Raw genomic sequence first — 20,606 nt, forward strand, 5'->3', positions numbered from 1 at the left:
GTCAGGATTGAACCATGGCCGCCGAGACGCCCGTCAACTCCCAGGTCACTGACGCGGTCACCCAGACCAACGTCAAGGTGCTGGGCGAAGCGCCGGCACAGTCGATGGCGCTGGTCTATCAGAGCATGGCCCATTCGATCTCACTGGCCATGCAGAACGCGCAACAGGCGCAGGGCGGGCTGCAGCAGATCGGCAACGCCGTGACCTCGAGCGCCGTCACCATGATCATGAACGCGGCGCAGAAATAGCGCCGGCCCCTGAAACGAAAGCTGTCGCGCCGTGACCGATCCGACCGTCAACAACCAGATCAAGGACGCCGTTCAGACCTCGACCAATTGGGCGCTGGGGTTCGCGACGCTGGACGACGGCACGCCGTCCAGCGCGACGCGGGTCTCGGCCGGAGGGGTCATCGCCTATGACAAGGCCACACAGGCGGCCGCCCTTTCGGTTCAGGACGCCGCAGACTACCAGCGAAACGTGATGTCGATCAGCACCACCGTCCAGGGCAAGGCCATGGCGATGATGCTGGCGTCCGAGGGCACGAACAATGCCGCTCTGGTGGCCTATGTCATGGCCCTGGTCAGCTCGTTTGCAGCGCCGATTGCTGCCGGTCTTGCTGCTGAAACCGTCACCAAGGCGGTCGAGTCCTTCCCCAGAAACTGAACCCGAAACCAGGAGCATGAAGATGTCCCGTGTGACGATGTTGAAGACCAGTGAGGCCCAGGCCGTCGTTGAAGAGGCTCAGGCGCTGGAACAGGAGACGCGACGCGAGACCGAACTCTGGCAAGGCGATCCCCAGGGCTCGCCGACGAGCGAGCGGTTCGAGGAAAGCCAGGAGCGTTATCGCGAGCTGCGCAGTGCGGCGGAAGGCGTCGTGGCCCTTCTGTACCAGATGCAGGAACCGTTGTGGGGTGATCCCTACGCGGCGTGGGCGGCCAAGATGATGACCAAGGCCAAGGCGCTGCTGACCGATATTGAGGAAGGCGAACTGGTGGCGAAGATCTCGTTCGTCCCCGCTTCGTCCGAAAAGGAATGAGTAGGAAAAAGGGCGGCGCCGCGACCGGGGGGCCGTCCTCCAGCGGCGGGGACCCTCCGGAACAGCCGCAGGCGGCCAAGGATCCCGTCGTGCTGGCGGCGCAGCGGATGATCGTCGATATCTTCGCCTTGGCTACAGCGCAGGTTCCGGAGTTGCTGAACGCCCAGACTCCGGGCGGCGTGGAGATCCAGAAATTCACGGACGCCATGCTGGCGCAGTTGCAGGCACAGGTGACGCGGGCGCTTGGGGTTGGACCGGACGATGATGGAGGAGGCAGGCCGTGAGCGACGCCCAGGGGCCAGCGGGACGCCATCTCTACGACGCCGTCTCGGAGCAGAAGCACACGGTCGTGGACGGCTTCGCCGATCAGCGCGAGCGTCTCAAGCGCGCTGTGGCGGACCAGCGTCTGTCGGCCATGCCCGAAGACATGCGCCGCGCCGCGATGGGCCCGTCCGCGCAGGTCAGTCTCGAAATCGTCGAGGCGCTGCGCGGCGTCATCGCGCGGGAGGTTACCCGGCAGCTGGATCTCGCCATCTGCGCAATGATTGATCAGGCGGCCCGTACGCCCTCCAAGGATGGTTCTGCCGGCGAATAGGCCGGAGGAGCGGCTATATTTCCGCACGCCTTGCGATCCAAGCTTCACAAATCTCAAAATAACCCGTCAGGGTTGTATGATCTTCGGGTTTCGAGTCCCGGATCGAACGCGCCATCGATGACCGGTCCGCTGGTCGCCAAGGCGCTTGACGCAGGGGTGACCTCGCTTTCGTTGACCGAGAGCCGGTCCTTCGTAGCAGGGGGAGTGACGGCTATGACGGATATGAATGTCGTCCGACTGTTCCCGGAGATGAAGGGGGAACGGGACGACGAGACGGAGGCCGTAAAAAAAAGGCGGTCCGGTGGCGAGCGTCATTCGCCCACCCGCCCTTTGGGGTTCCGTCCCCTGACGCCGGTCGAAGTCCTGGCGAGGGCGGCCGAGGGCCGTCGGGACGGCCGGCTTTTCGGCGCGCCCCAGACACCCGCTGCGGTGATCGCGCGATCCCTGGATCGGCCGCGGGGCCTGGACGCCTTCTGGGCGATCTGGATGGCGCATCAGAACACGTTGCGCAGCCGGAGCCTGCGCCTGTCCGGTGGAAATCAGGCCGACGCGGAGGATGCGTTGAGCGCGGCCATGGTTCGGGCGGCCCAGGCCTTCGGTCGTCAGCCGGTGCACAACCCCGGCGCCTGGCTGGTTCGGATTCTTCACAACACCTGCATGGACCAGCACAGACGCGACGCCCACCGCGTTCCGATCGACACGGACGACGCCGACCTGCCGCAGCCCGCCGCCGCCGCCTGGGTGAAGGAGGCGCCGTCGCCCGAAGAGGCGCTGTCGCAGCAGGAGAGCGACGCCGCATGGGGGCGGGCGATGGGCGCTCTGCCCGCCAGTCTGGTCGAGCCGCTGCGGCTTCATCTCGACGACTGGAGCGACGAACGGATCGCCGCTCACCTCAACATCAGCCGTGAACTGGTCCGCAAGCGCCGCCAGTTGGCCAGGAATCGTCTGAGACTTCTGCTGGACCTCTAGCCGAAGGTGAAGGCGAAGACCTGGACTCCGGGATCGAGGAATTCGATCTCGAAGGTGCGTTCGCGAACAGGGCCGGACTGACGGACCAGTTGATACAGTCGTTGCTGATCGATGCGGCCCACGCCCTCGGCGTCGACGTCCGACCCGGCGTCCGCGCCGGGCCTTTGTCCGTCGATCAGGACGCGGAAGCGGGGTGTCGCGCCGGTCGCGCCGGGGCCCATGACCAGATGCAGGTCGCGCGCCTTGAAACGGAACGAGACCCGCCCGCCCGCCGCCGTCAGAGCCGCGTGTTCGCGCGTCACACGCCAGGGGCCGACCAGACTCCAGTCGTTCAGGCTCAGCGGACTGGCCACATAGGCCTTGACCGCATCCCGGGCGAAACCGCCGGGCGAACGGAAATTCTCGGCGCGGGCGTAGCCGACATAGGTTTCGGGCGAGCCGAGCTGGCTCATGTCGGCGGCGGCTTCAGCGCCCTGGGCCTGGACCTGGACCACGTCCGCAGCGACGTCGGCGGCGCCCGCCTCCTTGAGCAGTTGCTGGATCACGCGTTCGGACCCGTCGTAGTCGCCTTCGCCGAAATGGTGGTGGCGGATGCGCCCCTGGGCGTCGATGAAATAGTGGGCGGGCCAGTACTGGTTCTTGAAGGCGCGCCAGATGGCGAAGTCGTTGTCCATGGCGACCGGATAGTCGACGCCGAGGCGGCGGACGGCGTCGCGGACGTTGGCCTCGGACTTCTCGAAGGCGAATTCGGGCGTGTGGACGCCGATCACGACCAGTCCCTGGTCTTTGTACTTCTCGGCCCAGGCCCGGACATAGGGCAGGGCGCGCAGGCAGTTGATGCAGGAGTAGGTCCAGAAATCGACGACCACGACCTTGCCGCGCAACTGCGCCGGGGTCAGGGGCGGGGAGTTTATCCAGGTGGTGGCGCCGGTAAATGCGGGCAACTCGCCCTCGACCGGCAGATTGGCCAGATCCGTCGGCGCCGCGTTCATCGGCGCGCCGCGACCGATGGTGCTCAGCAACGCCTGTTCCAGACGGCCGGTGCTCCCGGCCGAAATCCGGGTCAGCAGGCCCGTGTCCAGGCCCAGGCCGATGGCGACCACCCCAATCAGGACCAATGCGCCCAAGCCGCGCCGCACCCATTCGCCGACCCCCAGGGCGCCCTTCATGGCCTTGAACACCCGTCCGCCGACCAGCAGCGCCAACGCCAGGGAGGTGGCGGCGCCCGCCGCATAGGCCAGCAGCAGAACGGTCGAGCCGACCCCGGCGCCCTGCAAGGCCGCGCCGGTCAGGATCACGCCCAGGATCGGACCCGCGCACGGAGCCCACAGCAGGCCGGTGGCCACGCCCAGAAGCAATGAGGCGCGGACGTCGCCCTGGTCGCTTGCGCCGCGTTCGACCCGATCGGTCAGCCAGGATCCGACCGCCACGAAGGGTCGCATCAGCCGGTCGCCGACGGAAGGCACGAGCAGGCTGAGGCCCAGGACGGCCATGACCGCGAGCGCGATCCAGCGACCGACCTCATTGGCGCGCACGGCCCAGCCGCCGCCCAGGGCCGCCAGGGTCGCAACCCCGGCGAAGGTGACCGCCATGCCGACCAGCAGGGGCAGGCCATTGCGCACGAACGGCCGACCGGCGCGGGCGAAGACGAAGGGCAGGACGGGCAGGATACAGGGGCTGACGATGGTCAGGGCGCCGGCCAGATAGGAGAGCAGGAACAGGATCATTGGGGCGGGCCTGACACGATGGGGTCACTCACATACGAAGCGGGAAGGCGTTCGGTTACCCTTTGGCGCACGATCTCCCACAGATAGACGCCCTGTCTTGTCTCGAACGGGCTAGACTTCGCGCTTCCGATCCCCGATTCGCTGGCCCATGACGATCCACGCTCCGCCGCCGGAAGGCGGCCGTATCATTGACGAGCCTATGGAGACGGCCCTCAGCCGTCGCTATCTGGCCTACGCCCTGTCGACCATCACCAACCGCGCCCTTCCCGACGTCCGGGACGGGTTCAAGCCCGTGCACCGGCGCATCCTGTACGCCATGCACCAGATGCGGCTGAACCCGCAGGCGGCGGCGCGCAAATGCGCCAAGGTCGTCGGCGAGGTGATGGGCGGATACCACCCGCATGGCGACGCCTCGATCTATGAAGCCCTGGTGCGCCTGGCCCAGGATTTCGCCCAGCGCTATCCGCTGGTCGACGGCCAGGGGAACTTCGGCAATATCGACGGCGATAGCGCCGCGGCCATGCGCTACACCGAATGCAAGCTGACGCCGGCCGCCGTGCTGCTGCTGGACGGGATCGATCAGGATTCCGTCGATTTCCGCGCCACCTACGACGACCAGGACGAGGAGCCGGTGGTTCTGCCGGCCGGATTCCCCAATCTGCTGGCCAACGGCTCGTCCGGCATCGCCGTGGGCATGGCCACCTCGATCCCGCCGCACAATGTCGGCGAACTGATCGACGCCTGCCAGATGCTGTTGGACCGGCCCGAGGCGACGACCGAGGACCTAGTGCAACTGGTGCCGGGACCGGACTTCCCCACTGGGGGCGTCGCGGTCGAGGGCCATGCCGCCATTCTGGACGCCTATGAGACGGGTCGGGGCGGGGTGCGGCTGCGGGCGCGCTGGGAGACTGAGGACCTGGGGCGCGGCGTGTGGCGGATCATCGTCACCGAGATGCCGTACCAGGTGCAGAAGTCGCGCCTGATCGAGGCGCTGGCGGACCTGATCGAGCACAAGAAGGCGCCTCTGCTGGGCGATGTGCGCGACGAGTCGGCGGAAGACATCCGCCTGATCCTGGAGCCCAAGAACCGCACCATCGAGCCCGAGATGCTGATGGAGAGCCTGTTCAAGCTGTCGGATCTGGAAGTCCGCTTCCCGATCAACATGAACGTGCTGGACGCCGACGGCACGCCGCGTGTCATGGGGCTGAAGGCCTGCCTGAGGGCCTTCCTGGATCACCGGCGCGAGGTTCTGAACCGCCGCTCGCAATGGCGGATCGCGCGGGTCGAGAAGCGGCTGCACCTGCTGGAAGGCCTGCGCATCGTCTTCCTCAACATCGACGAGGTGATCCGCATCGTCCGCGAGGAGGAACAGCCCAAGGCCGTGCTGATCGCGCGCTTCGGCCTGACGGAGGTCCAGGCCGACTTCATCCTCGACACCCGGCTGCGTCAGTTGGCGCGTCTGGAAGAGATGACGATCGAGAAGGAGTTCAAGGAACTTTCGGAGGAGCTGGCCAACCTGCAGGCCCTGACGTCGTCGGAAGGCAAGCAGTGGAAGGCCATCTCGAAGGAGCTGGAGGCGGTGCGCAAGGCGCTTATCTCGCCGCGCCGGACGACCATCGCCGACGCTGTGGACACGAGCGCATTCGTGGCGCCTGAGGCCTTCATCCCGCGCGAGGCGATCACCGTCATCCTGTCGGAACGCGGCTGGATTCGGGCCGCAAAGGGCAAGGTCGAGGATCCGTCGGAGCTGAAGTTCAAGGAAGGCGACCAGCTGGCCTATCTGGTCCCGGCCTATACGACCGACAAGCTGCTGGTCGGGGCGTCGGACGGGCGCATCTTCACCATCGGGGCCGACAAGCTGGCGTCCGGTCGCGGGCATGGCGAGCCGCTGCGCCTGATGATCGATCTGGATGAGAAGGCTGACATCATCAACGTCCTGGCGCACCAGCCAGGCGGGAAGCTGCTGATCGCCTCCAAGGCTGGCTATGGCTTCATCGCGCCGGAAGACGACACCCTGGCCCAGAAGCGCGGCGGCAAACAGGTGCTGAACGGCGACATGCTGGCCATGCTGCGGATTCCGCAATCGCCGGCCGGCGACCATGTCGCGACCATCGGCGAGAACATCAAGACCCTGATCTTCCCGCTGGACGAACTGCCGGAGATGGGACGCGGCAAGGGCGTGCGGCTGCAGAACTTCAAACAGGGCGGGCTGGCCGATGTGACCGTGTTCAACGCCGAACAGGGGCCGGAATGGGCCGACGGCGGCGGACGTCGTCGCAACTGGCCGGACTGGAAGGACTGGCTGGGCAAGCGCGCCGGCGCCGGACGTCAGGGGCCGCGGGGCTTGCGGAAATTTCGTTGACGAAGGCGGCGGACCGATCCGGTCCGCCGCAGATCGACATCAACAGTCGAAGTAGACGTATTCGATATAGGCGCCGAGCTGCAGGGGCTCGTGATAGGTGCTGCCGTCGCAGTTCTGACCAGAGATTGCGACGAGCTGGCGGGGCTCGAATTCCTGATTGTAGTGGTAGGCGACGTGCCCCTGTTCGACCGGCCCACGGCCTGGCCAGTTCTGGGATGATGCGACGCCGCTGCCCGCAGCGAGGATCAATGCCGTGAAAGTCGCCAATCTTGAGATTTTCATCGCCTTCTCCACATCGTGCGCCTGATTGCGCTCAACAACAAAGAGCCTTTTGCGGAAGCGTGTCAATCTTCGGTAGTTGCGACGAATGGTCAAGGTTGTGGTTCTGTCTCAGTCCTCCAGCCGAGACCAGCCCAGCTTGCCAAGCACTTCCATCGGTCGGTAGCACGCCTTGTAGTCCATCTTCTCTGATCCCCGGACCCAGTAGCCGAGATAGACGTAGGGCAGGCCGACCTGGGCCGCCTGGCGGATGTGGTCCAGAATGGCGAACCGGCCCAGGCTGCGGCGGTCGAGGCTGGGGTCGTAGAAACTGTAGACCATCGACAGACCGTCCCTCAGCAGGTCGGTCAGGGAGACGGCGATCAACTGGCCCGGGCCGCCGTCGTCGGAGGCCAGACGATATTCGATCAGGTGGGTGCGGACGGCGGTGTCCTCGACCATGGCCACATAGTCGAGCCAGCCCATGTCGCTCATGCCGCCGGTCGGGTGGCGGGTGGTCAGGTAGCGACGCAGCAGTTGAAACTGTTCGGTGGTGGCCTCGGCCTCGACCAGATCGCGCGACAGGTCGGCGTTGCGGGTCAGAACTTTCCGCTGCGAGCGGCTGAAGGCGAACTCGGGCACAGGCAGACGCACCGAGACACAGGCGTCGCAGGCCTCACAGGCTGGGCGATAGGCGATGTTCTGGCTACGGCGGAAGCCGGCGACCGTCAGTTCATCGTTGACGTGGGCGCCGTCCGAGAAGGGCAGGTTGGCGAACACCTTTCGTTCGGTCTTGCCGGGCAGGTAGGGACACGGCGCGACCGAGGTCATGAAGAACCGGAGCTGTCGTGTCGGAACGTGCTGCGTCACTGCCTTAGGTCCGCACCCGATCTTGCCAATATTGCGACGACGGAACGCACATTGGGAGATTTGGCGTCATTCCTTGTCCGGCCGCAAGCGCCTTCGCGCTACAGCCGAGCCCGGTCACAGGGAGGTGTCCATGGGCAGCACCGGCGCCTCGCGCAGCAGGACGATGGCGATACGGCGGTTGCCGGCCAGGGACGGGTCGTCGGGATAGAGGGGATCGGACCCCGCCTTGCCAGCGACGGAATAGACACGGTCGGCATCCACGCCGGCGTTCTGGAGCACCAGGCGTGACCCGTTGGCGCGTTCCGAGGACAGGGCCCAGTCCGTCGGGGCGCTGGCGCGGTTCGATCCCGCTGTGGCGCTGGTGTGGCCCGTGATGGAGATGCGGTTCGGGAGCTGGTTGATGACCTTGGCCACGGCCCGCAGCAGGACCTGAGCCCGGGCGTTAGGCCGGGCCGAGTTGTTGTCGAACATCGAACGGCCCTCCTGATCGACCAGCTGGATGCGCAAGCCTTCGGGCGTCTGGTCGACGATCAGCTGTTTCGACAGTTCGGCCAGTTCCGGCATGGACTGCATGGCCTGACGGAGGGATTCGGCGGCGCTGGCGAACTCGGCCGCCTCGCGTTTCTGGATCTCGGCCTGCAGCGCGGCTTCGCTGGCGGACGACAGGTCGGCGCTGGAGCCCGGCGGGGCGTCGGCCGGCGCCTCGGGCGCGAGCTGTTCGATCACCGACTGGGAGCCCGAGCTCTTGGGGCCGTCATCGCCCAGCGCGGTGCCGCCCAGAATGCCGCCGGATCCGGATGTGGTCTCGGACACGCTGGCGGGCGCGAAATAGTCGGCGATGCCCTTCTTTTGCTCCGGATCGGTCGTGTTGATCAGCCACATCAGGAGGAAGAAGGCCATCATGGCGGTCACGAAGTCCGCATAGGCCACCTTCCAGGCGCCGCCGTGGTGGCCGCCGCCGGACACCTTCTTGACCTTCTTGATGAGGATCGGACGATCGCTCACGGACATGGACGCACCCCGGGAATTTCCTGTCCCAATGTGGGGCGCCAAGGTTAACCGCGCGTTGATCGGGGACTGCGGCTTGAACGCCCGCCCGACGCGGCCTAGTCCGGGCTGAACCAAGGAGCCTGTCATGAAGATCGCATTCGCCGGCCTGGGCGTCATGGGCGCCCCAATGGCGCGTCACCTGGTGCAGGCCGGCTATGATGTCGTCGGCTTCAACCGCACGACCGCAAAGGCGAAAGCCTGGGCGGATGCGGCGGGCGGTCGGTTCGGCGAGACCGTCGCCGAGGCGGCGCAGGGCGTTGATCTGTTCATCCTGTGCGTCGGTAATGACGACGACGTGCGCGCGGTCGTGACCGAGGCCCTGCCGCATCTGGCCGAGGGGGCGGTGATCGTCGATCACACCACGACGTCGGCTAGGTTGGCGCGCGAGATGGCGGCGCTGGCGGCGGAGCGGGGGCGATCCTTCGTCGATGCTCCGGTGTCGGGCGGTCAGGCGGGGGCCGAGAACGGCCAACTCAGCGTCATGGCGGGTGGCGACGCCGAGGCCCTGGCCAGAGCAGAGCCGGCGCTGAAGGCCTATTCGAAGGCGATCAAACATATGGGGCCGGCGGGGTCGGGGCAGTTGACCAAGATGGTCAACCAGATCGCCATCGCCGGCGTGGTCCAGGGTATGGCCGAGGCGGTGCATTTCGCCCAGGTCGCGGGCCTGGACACGGACGCAGCCTTTGACGCCGTCTCCAAGGGCGCGGCCCAGAGCTGGCAGATGGACAATCGCTGGAAGACCGCAGCCAAGGGCGAGTTCGAGTTCGGCTTTGCGGTCGACTGGATGCGCAAGGATCTCGGGCTGGTGCTGGACGAGGCGCGGTCGAACGGGGCGCGTCTGGCCCTGACCGCCCTGGTCGATCAGTTCTACGCCGAGGTTCAGGCGATGGGTGGAAATCGCTGGGACACCTCCAGCCTGGCGGCGCGACTGCGCCGCTAGAGCTGCGCGAGCCGCCGCCGCAAGGAGACGATCACGCCGTCTCCCAGCCCTTTTCCACGGCCCAGACAGCGAAGGCGTAGTCGTGGGCGACTTCCTTCAGATAGTCGAACCGCCCGGCGGCGCCGCCGTGTCCGGCCTCCATATTGATCTTCAGCAGGACCGGCTTGCCCGAGGTGGTCGCGGGACGCAGCTTGGCCACCCACTTCTCAGGCTCCCAGTAGGTGACGCGGGGGTCGGACAGGCCGCCGGTCGCCAGAACGGCGGGATAGGCTTTCGGGCCTACCTGATCATAGGGGCTGTAGCTCATCATATAGTCGTAGGCCTCCGGATCCTCGATCGGATTGCCCCATTCGGGCCATTCCGGCGGGGTCAGGGGCAGGGAGACATCGCTCATGGTGTTGATGACATCGACGAAGGGCACCTGGCCGATGACCCCGGCCCACAGGTCGGGCCGCATGTTGTTGACGGCGCCCATCAGCAGACCGCCGGCCGAGCCGCCCTGGGCCACGATGTTTCCGGCGGCGGCGTATTTGCCCGCGATCAGGTGTTCGGCGGCGGCGATGAAGTCGGTGAAGGTGTTTTTCTTCGTCATCCGGCGGGCGTCCAGGAACCAGCCCCAGCCCTTGTCCGAGCCGCCCCGGATATGGGCGATGGCGTAGATCCAGCCGCGATCCACGAGCGACAGCCGGTTGGTCGAGAAGCTGGCGGGCATGGGAATGCCGTAGGAGCCGTAGCCGTAGAGCAGTAGGGGCGCGGAACCATCGACGGGCGTCGATTTGCGACGCAGCACCGTGACCGGCACCAGTTGCCCGTCCGAGGCGGGGGCGTTCAGCCGTTCGACCACATAGTCCGCGATATTGTGGCCCGAGGGGATCTGCTGGGTCTTGCGCAGGGTCCGCTCGCGCGTCGCCATGTCGTAGTCGAAGGTCTGGGTCGGGGTGGACGGCGAATTGTAGCTGTAGCGGGTGTTGGTCGTTTCGAACTCCGAGGCGCCGGACAGTGACAGGGCGAAGGCGGGTTCGTCGACGGCGATTTCGTGTTCGGCGCCGGCGCGGTCGCGGATGATGATCCGGGTGTTGGCGTCGGCGCGTTCCTGGCGGGCCAGGTGGTCCCTGGTCAGGTCGAGGCCTTCGATGTAGCGGCCGGGCGTGTGCGGCACCAGATCGGCCCAGTGGGCCTTGGACGGGGTTGCGGTGGGCGCCTGGACGATCTTGAAGTCGATCGCCTCGTCGGCGTTGGTGCGGATCACCCAGCGGTCGCCCCAGTGATCGACGTCGTAGCGGATGGCCACCACGCGGGGCTCCAGCACCACCGGCGTTGCGGTCGGGGTGGAGGCGGGGATGTAGCGGGCCTCGGACGTCTCCTGGTTCTGGATGCCGATGACGATGAACTGGTCGTCGGCGGTGCGGCCGACGCCGATGAACATGCCGTCGTCTTCCTCCTCATACACCAGGGTGGTCTCGCCGCCGCGCGCCGGGCGGCGGAAGATCTTGTCCGGCCGGCCGTTGTCGTCGCGGTTGGTCCAGAAAATCCACTGGCTGTCGGGCGAGAAGGTGAAGTCGCCGTTCGAATTCTCGATGGGATCAGGCAGGACTTCGCCGGTCGCGAGATCCTTCACATAGATCTTGTGCACCTCGGACCCCTGGGCGTCCTCGGCATAGGCGAACAGGGCGTGGTCGGGGCTGTGAGAGGCGGCCGAGACTTCGGAATAGGCCTTGCCCTTCGCCAGTTCGTTGGCGTCCAGAAGCAGTTGGGGCGTGGGGGCCATGACGAAGTTTTTCGTGACGGGCTGACCGTTCACCATCCATGTGCCCTGGCGTTCGACCCGCATGTAGCGGGGATGCTGGTCGCCCGTGCGGTACTCCACGAAGTAATTCCAGTCGCCGTCGGCGGCGGGAACGGAGCTGTCATCTTCCTTGATGCGGCCGCGCATCTCCGCGAACATCGCCTCCTGCAAGGGCAGGGTGGAGGCCATCATGGCTTCGCGATAGTCGTTCTCGGCGGTCAGATGGTCTTTGACCTCGGCCTTGATCAGGCTCGGATCCTTCAGCACGGCCTGCCAGTTGTCGTCCTTCATCCATTGATAGTCGTCGGTCCGTGTGCGGCCGAGCTGTTCGATGACGACAGGAATCTTCTTGGCGACGGGCGGTTGAGGCATCGAGGCTCCGGGACTTGGGGCAGGCTTGGAAAGGGCGGGAGAAGCCGTGGCGGCGACGGTCGCGGCGGCGGAAAGGATCAACTGGCGACGGTTCACTGGCGGCCCCCTGTTTGCACTCCCGGACCTTGGGCGCGGGTCATCGAAAACGTCAAATGAAGAAAAGTCCGGAACGCGCCGGCTCGTCCATGGGAGATCAGCCGGCCAGGGCGTCGGGCGTCAGCCGCTGAAGCAGTTCACCCCCCTGTCCCACCGCCGCGAGGCGGCTCGAGACATGGCCCAGAACATTGGCGGCGTAGACTTCGTAAAGGTCGAGCTTGCCCTGGAGCCAGGCCGGGTCGCCGTCGTTCGCCTCCAGTCTGGCCCTGGCGGCCAGGGCGCCCTTGGCCAGCATCCAGCCGCCCACGACGTCGCCCAGAAGTTTCAGATAGGCGTCGGCTGCAGCCAGGACGTCGGCGGCTGCTGCGGGGTCGGCCTTGCGGTCCAGCAGCCACAGGGTGGCGTCTTGCACAGCTTCGATCCCGGTGGCGAACCGTTCGAGGGGCTTGCCGGAATACAGGGCGCCCAGCCGCGTCAGCGTCGCCTTCATGTCGGCGATCAGGGCCTTGGCCGCCTCGCCGCCGTCCATCGACAGTTTGCGGCCGACCAGATCCATGGCCTGGATGCCGTTGGTGCCCTCGTAGATTGGGGCGATGCGGGCGTCGCGATAGTATTGGGCGGCGCCGGTCTCTTCGATGAAGCCCATGCCGCCGTGGATCTGGACGCCCAGGGAGGCGACCTCGCAGCCGACGTCGGTGGACCAGGCCTTGGCGATGGGAGTGAACAGGTCCTCGCGGGCCTTCCAGCGGCGGCGATCCTCCTCGGTTCCCGCATGGCGAGCCAGGTCGGCGGCGACCCCGGTCGACAGGCAGATGGCGCGGGCGGCCGAGGTCTTGGCCTTCATGACGCCCAGCATCCGGCGCACGTCGGGATGGTCGAAGATCGGGGCGTTGGCCTCGGCGGTCCAGACCGAACGACCCTGGCGACGGTCCAGGGCATAGGCAAGGGCGTGCTGATAGGCGCGCTCGGCGATGCCGACGCCCTCGACGCCGACGGCGAGGCGGGCGGCGTTCATCATCACGAACATATGGGCCAGGCCCTCGTTCGGGCGGCCGACCAACTCGGCGCGGGCGCCTTCATAGCTCATGACGCAGGTGGGGGAGGCGTGGATGCCCAGCTTGTGTTCGACGCCCACGGGGCGGAAGGCGTTGCGCTCGCCCAGGCTTCCGTCATCGTTTACCGCGAACTTGGGCGTCAGGAACAGGCTGATGCCCTTGGGACCCTTGGGCGCGTCAGGCAGGCGGGCCAGCACCAGATGGATGATGTTGTCGGTGGCGTCGTGATCGCCCCAGGTGATGTAGATCTTCTGGCCGTTCAGGGCGTAGGTCCCGTCGCCGTTCGGCGTCGCCGTGGTGATCAGCGAGCCCAGGTCCGATCCCGCGCCCGGCTCGGTCAGGACCATGGCCCCGGTCCATTCGCCGCTGACCAGCTTGGTCAGATACCGGGTCTTCTGGTCCTCGGTGCCCACCTGATCCAGCGCCTCGATGGCGGCCAGGGACAGCATGGGGCACAGGCCGAAGGCCATGTTGGCCGAATGGACCGTCTCATAGGCCGCCAGCTCCAGCGCCTTGGGCAGGGCCTGACCGCCGACCTCGGCCGGCGCGGACAGGCCCGTCCAGCCCCCGGCGGCGAACTGGCGATAGGCATCGGCGAAGCCAGGCGCGGCGGTGACGGCGCCGTTCGTATAGTGGGAGCCTTGCTGATCGCCGATGCGGTTCAGGGGGGCGAGCACTTCTTCGGAGAACTGGCCTGCCGCCTCCAGCACGGCGCCCGCCACGTCGGAATCATAGTCCGGGAAGGCGCCGGTCGCGGCGACGTCGGCCATGCCGGCGATCGCCTCAAGGGTGAAGGCCAAGTCACGGACGGGGGCGCGGTAGCTCATGGGTTTCCTCGATCTGTCTTCAGGCCTAAGTGCATCTTCGTCGCCTGATCTCGCAAGCGACTTGGCGCTGTGGCCTTCGTCAGGGCACACTGGCGCCCTGCCGTCACGGAAGGGAAGTCATGGCCGAGCCCCGCAATCGCTATTCCACGGTGTCCCTGGCGCTGCACTGGATCATCGCCCTGGGCGTTCTGACGCAGGTGCTGCTGATCACCGCCCATGAGAACACCGAAGGGCCTCTGTCGGGTCAGTTCGTCATGCTGCACAAGTCGGTGGGGATCACGATCCTGGTCCTGACCCTGGCGCGAATCGGCTGGCGACTGGCGCACCAGGCCATTCCCCTGCCGGTCGAGACGCCGCGCTGGCAAAAATGGACGGCGCGGGCGACCCATGTGCTGTTCTATGTGGTCCTGATCGCCATGCCGATGACCGGCTGGCTGGCGTCCTCGGCCGCCGGGCGCGAGATCGCCTGGTTCGGCCTGTTCGACTGGCCGCTGCTGCCGGTCGGCGGCGGACGCGAGACGGCGGGGCGGCTGATGGATGTCCATGAGCTGGTGATGAAGGGGCTGTACGTCCTGATCGCGCTTCATGTGCTGGGTGCGCTGAAGCATCAATTCATCAATCGCGACAATGTGCTTCATCGGATGATCCCGCTGATCCCGCGTCGGCCATGAGCCCGCGAGGCGGCGACACGCCTGAACAGGCCGCAGAGGCCTTGGGGCGGGGCGAACTGATCCTGCTGCCGACCGAGACCGTCTATGGGCTGGGCGCGGACGCGGGTCGGGCGGAGGCCGTGGCCGCCATCTTCGAAGCCAAGGGAAGACCGCGTTTCAACCCACTGATTTCCCATGTCGCGGACGCCGTGGCGGCGGAAGCGATCGGCGTGTTCGACGCCCAGGCGCGGGCTCTGGCCGAGACCTTCTGGCCGGGGCCGTTGACCCTGGTGACGCCGGTGCGGGATCGCGACCGGGTGTGCGATCTGGCGCGGGCCGGGCTGGACAGCGTGGCGATTCGGGTGCCCGGCCATGCGGGGGCGAGAGCCGTACTGTCGGCCTTCGGCGGACCGGTCGTGGCGCCCTCGGCCAATCGGTCCGGTCGACCCAGCCCGACGACCTTCACCGACGCCGTCGAGGAGACGGGGTTCGCCGTCACGGCGGCCGTGGACGGCGGTCCATGCGCGGTGGGGCTGGAAAGCACGGTCGTGTCGGTGCTGGAGGGGCGGGTCTCGCTGCTGCGACCCGGCGCCGTGACCCGCGCCGAGATCGAGGCCGTGGTCGGGCCGCTGACGGACAGCGGCGAGGGGCATCGGTCGCCGGGGCGGCTGGCGGTCCATTATGCTCCGGACGCCCCGGTGCGGATCGATGTGGTCGAGCCACGCGAGGGCGAGGTTCTGCTGGGCTTCGGGGCCGGGGTGGGGGAGCCGCGCTGGAGCCTGAGTCCGTCCGGCGATCTGCGAGAAGCGGCCGCCAACCTGTTCCGATTGTTCAGGGAAGTGGATCGGACGCATCCTATGGGCATCGCCGTATCGCCGATCCCGGCGCAGGGGCTGGGGGAAGCGATCAACGACCGGCTGCGTCGCGCCGCCGGCTTCGTCGGCTAGGGCGAACTCCACCTCAGCCGAATCGGGCCTGGAGATCGACGCTGGACTGGCGTCCGACGCTGGGCAGGCAGGTGGTCAGCCAGTCTTCGGCGGCGGCGCGACCCCGGCTCTTGAGGTCGTTGAGGAAGCTCCATTCGGTGTTGAATTTGGACCGCAGCGACAGGTCCGACAGCCAGCCGTCCGCCTCGATAGCGTGGAGACGGACCTGGCGATAGGCGCCGGCGCCGTGTTTCAGCTGGCCGTCGGCGATCATCTCGGCGGCCATGGCGATGGCGCGAAGCTCGGCGATCAGGGGGGCGTTGAAGACGATTTCGTTCAACCGGTCGACGATGTCGCCGGCCGCGCGCGGGGTCTCCTCGCGGACCATGGGGTTCAGGGTCACCAGCAGGACGTCGTCGGGCGTGTCGTCGCCGGTCAGGGGCCACAGGGGCGGATTGGTCAGATAGCCGCCGTCCCAATAGGGTTCGCCCTCGATCTCGACCGCCTGGAACAGGTGGGGCAGGCAGGCCGAGGCCATCAGGACGTCGGCGGTGATCTCGCCGGTTTCGAAGATGCGGGCCCGGGCCTGGCGAACGGCGGTGGCGGCGACGAACAGCTTGATGTCGGAAGCCTGAACCGCGCCGAAGTCGACCGCCGCCTTCAGAACCCGCTTGAGAGGATTGTGGTTCAAGGGATTGAATTCGTAGGGGCTCATCGACAGGGCCAGGCTTTCGCCGGCGCGCCACATCGGCGTGTCCTTGATCCAGTCGGGCGCCTGGGCCGGGTTCCACAGGGCGCTGTCGCCGAAGACGTTGCGGCCGCCCGACTGGTTGACCTCGCGCCAGAGCTTGTCCAGAGCGGCGCGGGCGTCGCCGGCGGCAAGACCCGAGACCAGGGCCGTCCCGTTCATGGCGCCGGCCGAGACGCCGGAGACGGCGCGGAAATCAAACCGGTCGTCCTCCAGCAGCCGGTCCAGCACGCCCCATTGAAAGGCGCCGTGCGAGCCGCCGCCTTGCAGCGCCAGGGACAGGGGCCGCCGTCCAGAGGGTGCGGAGACGATATCCGCCGGAGCGGCGGTCTTGCGTCTGAAGATCGCCATGCCGCCGCTCCTAGGTCATTGGTCTATTGCGCGGTCCAGCCGCCGTCGATGGAGAAGCTGGCGCCGTTGGCCGAGGCGCCGAGGTCGCTGACCAGATAGAGGAACAGGCCCGCCAGCTGGTCGGTCGTCACGAACTGTTTGGTCGGCTGGGCCGCCAGGATCACGTCCTTCAGCACCTGTTCCTTGGTCAGGCCGCGGGTGCGGGCCTGGTCGGCGATCTGTTTCTCGACGATGGGGGTCTCGACGAAGCCGGGGCAGATGGCGTTGCAGGTGATATTGTCCTGGGCCAGCTCCAGGGCGACGGTCTTGGTGAAGCCGACGATCCCGTGCTTGGCCGCGACATAGGCCGACTTGAACGGGCTGGCGACCAGGCCGTGGGCCGAGGCCATGTTGATGATCCGCCCGCGTCCTTGGGCCTTCATGATCGGGATGGCCGCCCGCGTGGCGTAGAAGGCCGAAGACAGGTTGATGGCGATGATCTGCTCCCACTTGTCGGTGGGGAATTTCTCGACGGACTCGACGTGCTGGATGCCGGCGTTGTTGACCAGGATGTCTAGTCGGCCGAATTCGTGTTTGGCGAAGGCGACCATGTCGGCGATTTCTTCGCCGCGCGTCATGTTCGCGGCGTGATAGCGGACCCGGCCGCTGGACGAGGCCTCCAGCCCGGCGCGGGTGCGTTCGATCTCGGCCGGATCGCCCAGGCCGTTCAGCACCACATCGCCGCCGCGCGCCGCCACCGCCCGCGCGAGGGCCAGGCCTATGCCCGAGGTCGAGCCCGAAATGACCGCGACCTGGCCCTTGAGGTCGCCGATGTCGCGAAAGACCGGGGCGTCGCCGTGGGCGGCGGCGTTCTGCGATGATTTCGACCAGTTGAACATGGATCCGCCCTTTGGTGCTTTGGCGAGAGACTAGCGGCAGGAACGGTCGGGGATCAAGAATTTCCCGATCTGATGAATATCCACTCGTTGTCGGTCGAGGCGGCCTTGTCGAATTTATAGCCGTCCCGGTCGAAAGTCTTGAGATCCTCGACCCGTTCCACCCGTTCGTCGATGGCGAACCGGGTCATGGCGCCGCGCGCCTTCTTGGCGAAGAAGGAGATGATGCGGCTCTCGCCGTTCTTCTGTTCGCGGAACTGGGGGGTAACGACCGGCAGTTTCAGGGCCTTGGCGTCGACGGCGCCGAAATATTCCTGGCTGGCCAGATTGACCAGGGTCGGATCGGCATGACCTTCGGCGTCGGCGTTCAACTGTTTCGAGATCCGGTCGCCCCAGAAGTCGTACAGGCTGGAGCCCCGGCGGGTCTTGAGCCGCGTGCCCATCTCCAGCCGATAGGGCTGGATTCGGTCCAGCGGGCGCAACAGGCCGTAGAAGCCGGACAGGATGCGCAGCCGGTCCTGGGCGAAGTCGAGGGCCTGGGCGTCGAGCTCGCGGGCCTTCAGGCCTTCATAGACGTCGCCGGCGAAGGCGAAGGCGGCCTGGACGCCGTCGGTCGATTCGGGGTCGAAGGCCTTGAACCGTTCGACATTCAGGGTGGCGAGATCGTCGGAGATGCCCATCAGGCGGCGCAGATCGGCCTTGGTCTGGCGCCGGGCGGTCGTGGACAGGCTGGCGGTGTCCTCAAGAAAGCGGCGGTCCGTGCCGGGGAGGGTCGGGTCGGCTTCGGTGAAGTCGAGCCGCTTGGCGGGAGAGAGGACGATCAGCAAGAGGCGGCTCCTTGTCAGCGCCGCTCACATAGGCCGCTTCGGCGAGGATTTGAACCGGGTGCGATGATGGCGTGGGGGATCGTCCTCGCGCTTTCGCTGCGAAGTCTGGAGGGCAGGACGGAGCGCCGGGCCTCGCCCGGAGTGAATAGTTTTTACCGTTTCGACGAAGACAGACGCTCCGCACGCAGGGTGTTTCTGCCGGCCGGGGATATTGAAGCGGCAGTTGTGATGCCTCTTCCCCAAGGCCTGCGTCAGGTCGGTGATCCCTGCGAAGGATCGTCCCGAGTGCGACCGGGTTCCTAACCCCGTGTCCTCCGCCGACGTTTCTGCGCGGGATGAGCCCACCGATGCACCGTCATGCGGCGCGAGGGGATCCCACCCCCGCCCCTGATCCCTACGCTCCCGCCGCCGCAAGGTCGCAGGCCGAGCGAGCCCTCCAAGCGACGAGACCGGGGAGGATTATGCGGGGTGTGGGAGGGGTGGTTGGTTGGAGGGGATGAGAATCTAACAAGTTGTTGGAATCATTGAAATGAGACCAGCGTCATTAGGATAGTTGGACTCGTTCGTTCGGGCCCCCTCCGTCTCGCCGCTGCGCGGCGATCCACCTCCCCCAGGGGGGGGGAGGATTTCGGTGTTCGCATTCCTCCCCCCTTGGGGGAGGTGGCGCGGCGCAGAGCGCCGTGACGGAGGGGGCCGTCGCCGAGTGCTAGAACAGCACCGACGGGTTCATGATCCGCTTCGGGTCGATGGCGCGGCGGAGGGCGGCCATGGTTTCGATCTCGAGGGGGGATTTGTAGCGTTTGACCTCTTCGGTCTTCAGCCGGCCCAGGCCGTGTTCGGCGGAGATGGAGCCGTCATAGGTTCCGACGACGTCGTGAACCACTTGCGAGCCTTCCTTCCAGCGACCGATGAAGGCGGGGATGTCCTGACCCACGCCCGGAAGGATGTCGTAGTGCAGATTGCCGTCGCCGACGTGGCCGAAGACCGAGATCCGGGCGCCGGGGTGGAAGCGTTCGACGGCGGCCGAGGCTTCGTCGATGAATTCGGCGATGCGGCTGATGGGGACGGAGACGTCGTGTTTCCAGCCGCCGCCCTCGGGCTTGAGCGCCGCCGAATGTTCCTCGCGCAGACGCCAGAAGGCGGCGCGCTGGGCGTCGTTCTGGGCGATGGCGGCGTCGGTGATCAGGCCTTGATCGAAGGCGACCTCCAGCAGAGCCTCCATCTGGGCCTCAGCGCCGCCCGGCGTGCCCGAGGCGATCTCGATGAGGACGTACCATTCGGGCGTCGAGTCCAGCGGCTCGCGGGTGTCGGGGATGTTCTTGAGCACCAGTTCCATGCCCAGCCGCTTCATCAGCTCGAAGGCTTCGACCCCGCCGCCGGTCTCCGCCTTGGCTCGGGCGAGGAGTTCAACGGAGGCGGCGGCTGTGTCCAGACCGACGACGGCGACGGCGCGCGAACGCATGATGGGGAAGAGCTTAAGGGTGGCGGCGGTGACGACACCCAATGTGCCCTCGGCGCCGATCAGCAGCTGTTTCAGGTCGTAGCCAGTGTTGTCCTTCCTGAGGCGCTTCAGGCCCCGGAAGATCTCGCCGTTGGGCATGACGGCTTCGAGGCCCAGCACCAGGTCGCGCATCATGCCGTAGCGCAGCACCTGGGTGCCGCCGGCGTTGGTGGAGATGACGCCGCCGACGGTGGCCGACCCCTCGGCCGCGAGGCTGAGCGGGAAATAGCGGCCGGCGGCGGTCGCCGCCTGCTGCGCCTCCAGCAGGGTCAGACCGGCCTCGACGGTCATGGCGTCGTCCAGGGGGGTGACGTCGCGGATCGCGCGCATCTTGCGGGTCGACAGCAGGACCTCGCCGAAGGGGATCTGGCCGCCGACCAGGCCGGTGCCGCCGCCCTGGGGCGTGATCGCCACGCCTTCGCGGGCGCAGATGGTCACGGCCCTGGCCGTTTCCTCGGTCGAGCGCGGGGTGAGCAGGATCGGGGTGTCGCCGGTCCAGCGATTACGCCATTCGGTCAGGTGGGGGGCGATGACCTCGGGGTCCTGGGTCCAGCCGCCCGGACCCAGGGCGGCCTTCAGTTCGTCCAGAACGGCGGGAGAGGGGGCGGGCGTGCTCATGGCCCCTTTTGTCAGGCGTGGCGGGGAGTGGGAAGGCGTTTTGGGTGGCATGGGCCCGCCGCCGTCCGCCAATTCATCGTCATTCTCGCCCTTGTGGCGAGAATCCATACTCCCGGTTTATGGGGGTGCGTCCCTTCGAAGACCGGGCGTATGGATCCTCGGGACAA

General features: G+C 67.0%; 20 protein-coding genes. 10 read left to right on the forward strand and 10 right to left on the reverse strand.

Annotation, left to right across the window (positions count from 1 at the left end; all coding sequences use genetic code 11):
- Positions 1-14 precede the first annotated feature (14 nt).
- The 6 genes from ACVPT3_RS08155 (at position 15) to ACVPT3_RS08180 (ending at position 2,600) form a co-directional block, all read left to right on the forward strand.
- Complete coding sequence (locus ACVPT3_RS08155) at positions 15-248, forward strand: RebB family R body protein (RefSeq protein WP_492043632.1); 234 nt, start codon at positions 15-17, stop codon at positions 246-248.
- A 31-nt stretch (positions 249-279) separates the two neighbouring features.
- Positions 280-663: a hypothetical protein gene (locus tag ACVPT3_RS08160; RefSeq protein WP_492043633.1), complete on the forward strand. Its 384-nt coding sequence runs from the start codon at positions 280-282 to the stop codon at positions 661-663.
- Positions 664-685: 22 nt separating this feature from the next.
- On the forward strand, positions 686-1,036 hold the full coding sequence (locus ACVPT3_RS08165) for a hypothetical protein (protein ID WP_492043634.1): 351 nt from the start codon (positions 686-688) through the stop codon (positions 1,034-1,036).
- Positions 1,033-1,320 (forward strand): hypothetical protein, encoded by a 288-nt coding sequence (locus tag ACVPT3_RS08170; protein WP_492043635.1) that lies wholly within the window; start codon positions 1,033-1,035, stop codon positions 1,318-1,320. Before ACVPT3_RS08165 ends, ACVPT3_RS08170 begins: the two co-directional genes overlap by 4 nt.
- Positions 1,317-1,631 (forward strand): hypothetical protein, encoded by a 315-nt coding sequence (locus tag ACVPT3_RS08175; protein WP_492043636.1) that lies wholly within the window; start codon positions 1,317-1,319, stop codon positions 1,629-1,631. The genes ACVPT3_RS08170 and ACVPT3_RS08175 overlap by 4 nt, the downstream gene beginning before the upstream one ends.
- A gap of 213 nt (positions 1,632-1,844) precedes the next feature.
- Positions 1,845-2,600 (forward strand): RNA polymerase sigma factor, encoded by a 756-nt coding sequence (locus ACVPT3_RS08180; RefSeq protein WP_492043637.1) that lies wholly within the window; start codon positions 1,845-1,847, stop codon positions 2,598-2,600.
- Here the strand turns inward: ACVPT3_RS08180 and ACVPT3_RS08185 are convergent.
- Complete coding sequence (locus ACVPT3_RS08185) at positions 2,597-4,327, reverse strand: cytochrome c biogenesis protein DipZ (RefSeq protein ID WP_492043638.1); 1,731 nt, start codon at positions 4,325-4,327, stop codon at positions 2,597-2,599. The genes ACVPT3_RS08180 and ACVPT3_RS08185 overlap by 4 nt on opposite strands.
- 148 nt (positions 4,328-4,475) lie before the next feature.
- Between ACVPT3_RS08185 and parC the strand changes: the two genes are divergently transcribed.
- Positions 4,476-6,689 carry a DNA topoisomerase IV subunit A gene (gene parC / locus ACVPT3_RS08190; protein WP_492043639.1) on the forward strand — a complete coding sequence of 738 codons (2,214 nt, stop codon included), beginning with the start codon at positions 4,476-4,478 and terminating at the stop codon, positions 6,687-6,689.
- A 39-nt stretch (positions 6,690-6,728) separates the two neighbouring features.
- Here parC and ACVPT3_RS08195 read toward each other — a convergent pair whose 3' ends face one another.
- The 3 genes from ACVPT3_RS08195 to ACVPT3_RS08205 all read right to left on the reverse strand — a co-directional run bounded on the left by ACVPT3_RS08195 (position 6,729) and on the right by ACVPT3_RS08205 (position 8,828).
- Positions 6,729-7,064 carry a hypothetical protein gene (locus ACVPT3_RS08195; RefSeq protein ID WP_492043640.1) on the reverse strand — a complete coding sequence of 112 codons (336 nt, stop codon included), beginning with the start codon at positions 7,062-7,064 and terminating at the stop codon, positions 6,729-6,731.
- A 15-nt stretch (positions 7,065-7,079) separates the two neighbouring features.
- Positions 7,080-7,817, reverse strand: coding sequence for an arginyltransferase (locus tag ACVPT3_RS08200; RefSeq protein WP_492043641.1), 738 nt, complete (start codon positions 7,815-7,817; stop codon positions 7,080-7,082).
- A gap of 114 nt (positions 7,818-7,931) precedes the next feature.
- Entirely contained in the window at positions 7,932-8,828 is an 897-nt protein-coding gene (locus tag ACVPT3_RS08205; RefSeq protein ID WP_492043642.1) for a flagellar motor protein MotB, read from the reverse strand.
- A 124-nt stretch (positions 8,829-8,952) separates the two neighbouring features.
- Here ACVPT3_RS08205 and ACVPT3_RS08210 point away from each other — a divergent pair, with 124 nt between their 5' ends.
- Positions 8,953-9,807, forward strand: coding sequence for an NAD(P)-dependent oxidoreductase (locus ACVPT3_RS08210; protein ID WP_492043643.1), 855 nt, complete (start codon positions 8,953-8,955; stop codon positions 9,805-9,807).
- A gap of 31 nt (positions 9,808-9,838) precedes the next feature.
- Here ACVPT3_RS08210 and ACVPT3_RS08215 read toward each other — a convergent pair whose 3' ends face one another.
- Both ACVPT3_RS08215 and ACVPT3_RS08220 read right to left on the reverse strand, forming a co-directional pair.
- A complete protein-coding gene (locus ACVPT3_RS08215; RefSeq protein ID WP_492043644.1) occupies positions 9,839-12,061 on the reverse strand; it encodes a S9 family peptidase in 2,223 nt (740 codons plus the stop codon).
- Positions 12,062-12,158: 97 nt separating this feature from the next.
- The gene (locus ACVPT3_RS08220) at positions 12,159-13,943 is read right to left on the reverse strand and encodes an acyl-CoA dehydrogenase (protein ID WP_492043645.1); all 1,785 of its coding nucleotides are present in this window, start codon (positions 13,941-13,943) and stop codon (positions 12,159-12,161) included.
- A 119-nt stretch (positions 13,944-14,062) separates the two neighbouring features.
- On the opposite strand from ACVPT3_RS08220, the gene ACVPT3_RS08225 reads away from it, so the two are divergent.
- The gene (locus tag ACVPT3_RS08225) at positions 14,063-14,614 is read left to right on the forward strand and encodes a cytochrome b (RefSeq protein WP_492043646.1); all 552 of its coding nucleotides are present in this window, start codon (positions 14,063-14,065) and stop codon (positions 14,612-14,614) included.
- Positions 14,611-15,540, forward strand: a complete 930-nt coding sequence (locus ACVPT3_RS08230) for an L-threonylcarbamoyladenylate synthase (protein ID WP_492043647.1) — start codon at positions 14,611-14,613, stop codon at positions 15,538-15,540. Before ACVPT3_RS08225 ends, ACVPT3_RS08230 begins: the two co-directional genes overlap by 4 nt.
- A gap of 13 nt (positions 15,541-15,553) precedes the next feature.
- Here the strand turns inward: ACVPT3_RS08230 and ACVPT3_RS08235 are convergent, their stop codons facing one another.
- From ACVPT3_RS08235 to ACVPT3_RS08250, 4 genes are all read right to left on the reverse strand, one after another.
- On the reverse strand, positions 15,554-16,618 hold the full coding sequence (locus ACVPT3_RS08235) for a patatin-like phospholipase family protein (RefSeq protein WP_492043648.1): 1,065 nt from the start codon (positions 16,616-16,618) through the stop codon (positions 15,554-15,556).
- A gap of 23 nt (positions 16,619-16,641) precedes the next feature.
- Entirely contained in the window at positions 16,642-17,496 is an 855-nt protein-coding gene (locus tag ACVPT3_RS08240) for a 3-hydroxybutyrate dehydrogenase (RefSeq protein ID WP_492043649.1), read from the reverse strand.
- A gap of 53 nt (positions 17,497-17,549) precedes the next feature.
- Complete coding sequence (gene yaaA / locus ACVPT3_RS08245) at positions 17,550-18,320, reverse strand: peroxide stress protein YaaA (protein WP_492043650.1); 771 nt, start codon at positions 18,318-18,320, stop codon at positions 17,550-17,552.
- A gap of 706 nt (positions 18,321-19,026) precedes the next feature.
- Positions 19,027-20,439, reverse strand: a complete 1,413-nt coding sequence (locus ACVPT3_RS08250) for an FAD-binding oxidoreductase (protein ID WP_492043651.1) — start codon at positions 20,437-20,439, stop codon at positions 19,027-19,029.
- Positions 20,440-20,606: the final 167 nt, after the last annotated feature.

The sequence above is a fragment of the Brevundimonas sp. FV1ps31S genome, assembly GCF_058681265.1.

Excerpts from the sequence above, each read along its gene's own strand:
- ACVPT3_RS08165 (WP_492043634.1), top strand. The coding sequence starts at position 686 with ATGTCCCGTGTGACGATGTTGAAGACCAGTGAGGCCCAGGCCGTCGTT.
- ACVPT3_RS08170 (WP_492043635.1), top strand. The coding sequence starts at position 1,033 with ATGAGTAGGAAAAAGGGCGGCGCCGCGACCGGGGGGCCGTCCTCCAGC.
- ACVPT3_RS08235 (WP_492043648.1), bottom strand. The coding sequence starts at position 16,618 with ATGGCGATCTTCAGACGCAAGACCGCCGCTCCGGCGGATATCGTCTCC.
- ACVPT3_RS08240 (WP_492043649.1), bottom strand. The coding sequence starts at position 17,496 with ATGTTCAACTGGTCGAAATCATCGCAGAACGCCGCCGCCCACGGCGAC.
- ACVPT3_RS08205 (WP_492043642.1), bottom strand. The coding sequence starts at position 8,828 with ATGTCCGTGAGCGATCGTCCGATCCTCATCAAGAAGGTCAAGAAGGTG.
- ACVPT3_RS08225 (WP_492043646.1), top strand. The coding sequence starts at position 14,063 with ATGGCCGAGCCCCGCAATCGCTATTCCACGGTGTCCCTGGCGCTGCAC.
- ACVPT3_RS08155 (WP_492043632.1), top strand. The coding sequence starts at position 15 with ATGGCCGCCGAGACGCCCGTCAACTCCCAGGTCACTGACGCGGTCACC.
- ACVPT3_RS08220 (WP_492043645.1), bottom strand. The coding sequence starts at position 13,943 with ATGAGCTACCGCGCCCCCGTCCGTGACTTGGCCTTCACCCTTGAGGCG.
- ACVPT3_RS08185 (WP_492043638.1), bottom strand. The coding sequence starts at position 4,327 with ATGATCCTGTTCCTGCTCTCCTATCTGGCCGGCGCCCTGACCATCGTC.
- ACVPT3_RS08230 (WP_492043647.1), top strand. The coding sequence starts at position 14,611 with ATGAGCCCGCGAGGCGGCGACACGCCTGAACAGGCCGCAGAGGCCTTG.
- parC (WP_492043639.1), top strand. The coding sequence starts at position 4,476 with ATGACGATCCACGCTCCGCCGCCGGAAGGCGGCCGTATCATTGACGAG.
- ACVPT3_RS08180 (WP_492043637.1), top strand. The coding sequence starts at position 1,845 with ATGACGGATATGAATGTCGTCCGACTGTTCCCGGAGATGAAGGGGGAA.
- ACVPT3_RS08210 (WP_492043643.1), top strand. The coding sequence starts at position 8,953 with ATGAAGATCGCATTCGCCGGCCTGGGCGTCATGGGCGCCCCAATGGCG.
- ACVPT3_RS08250 (WP_492043651.1), bottom strand. The coding sequence starts at position 20,439 with ATGAGCACGCCCGCCCCCTCTCCCGCCGTTCTGGACGAACTGAAGGCC.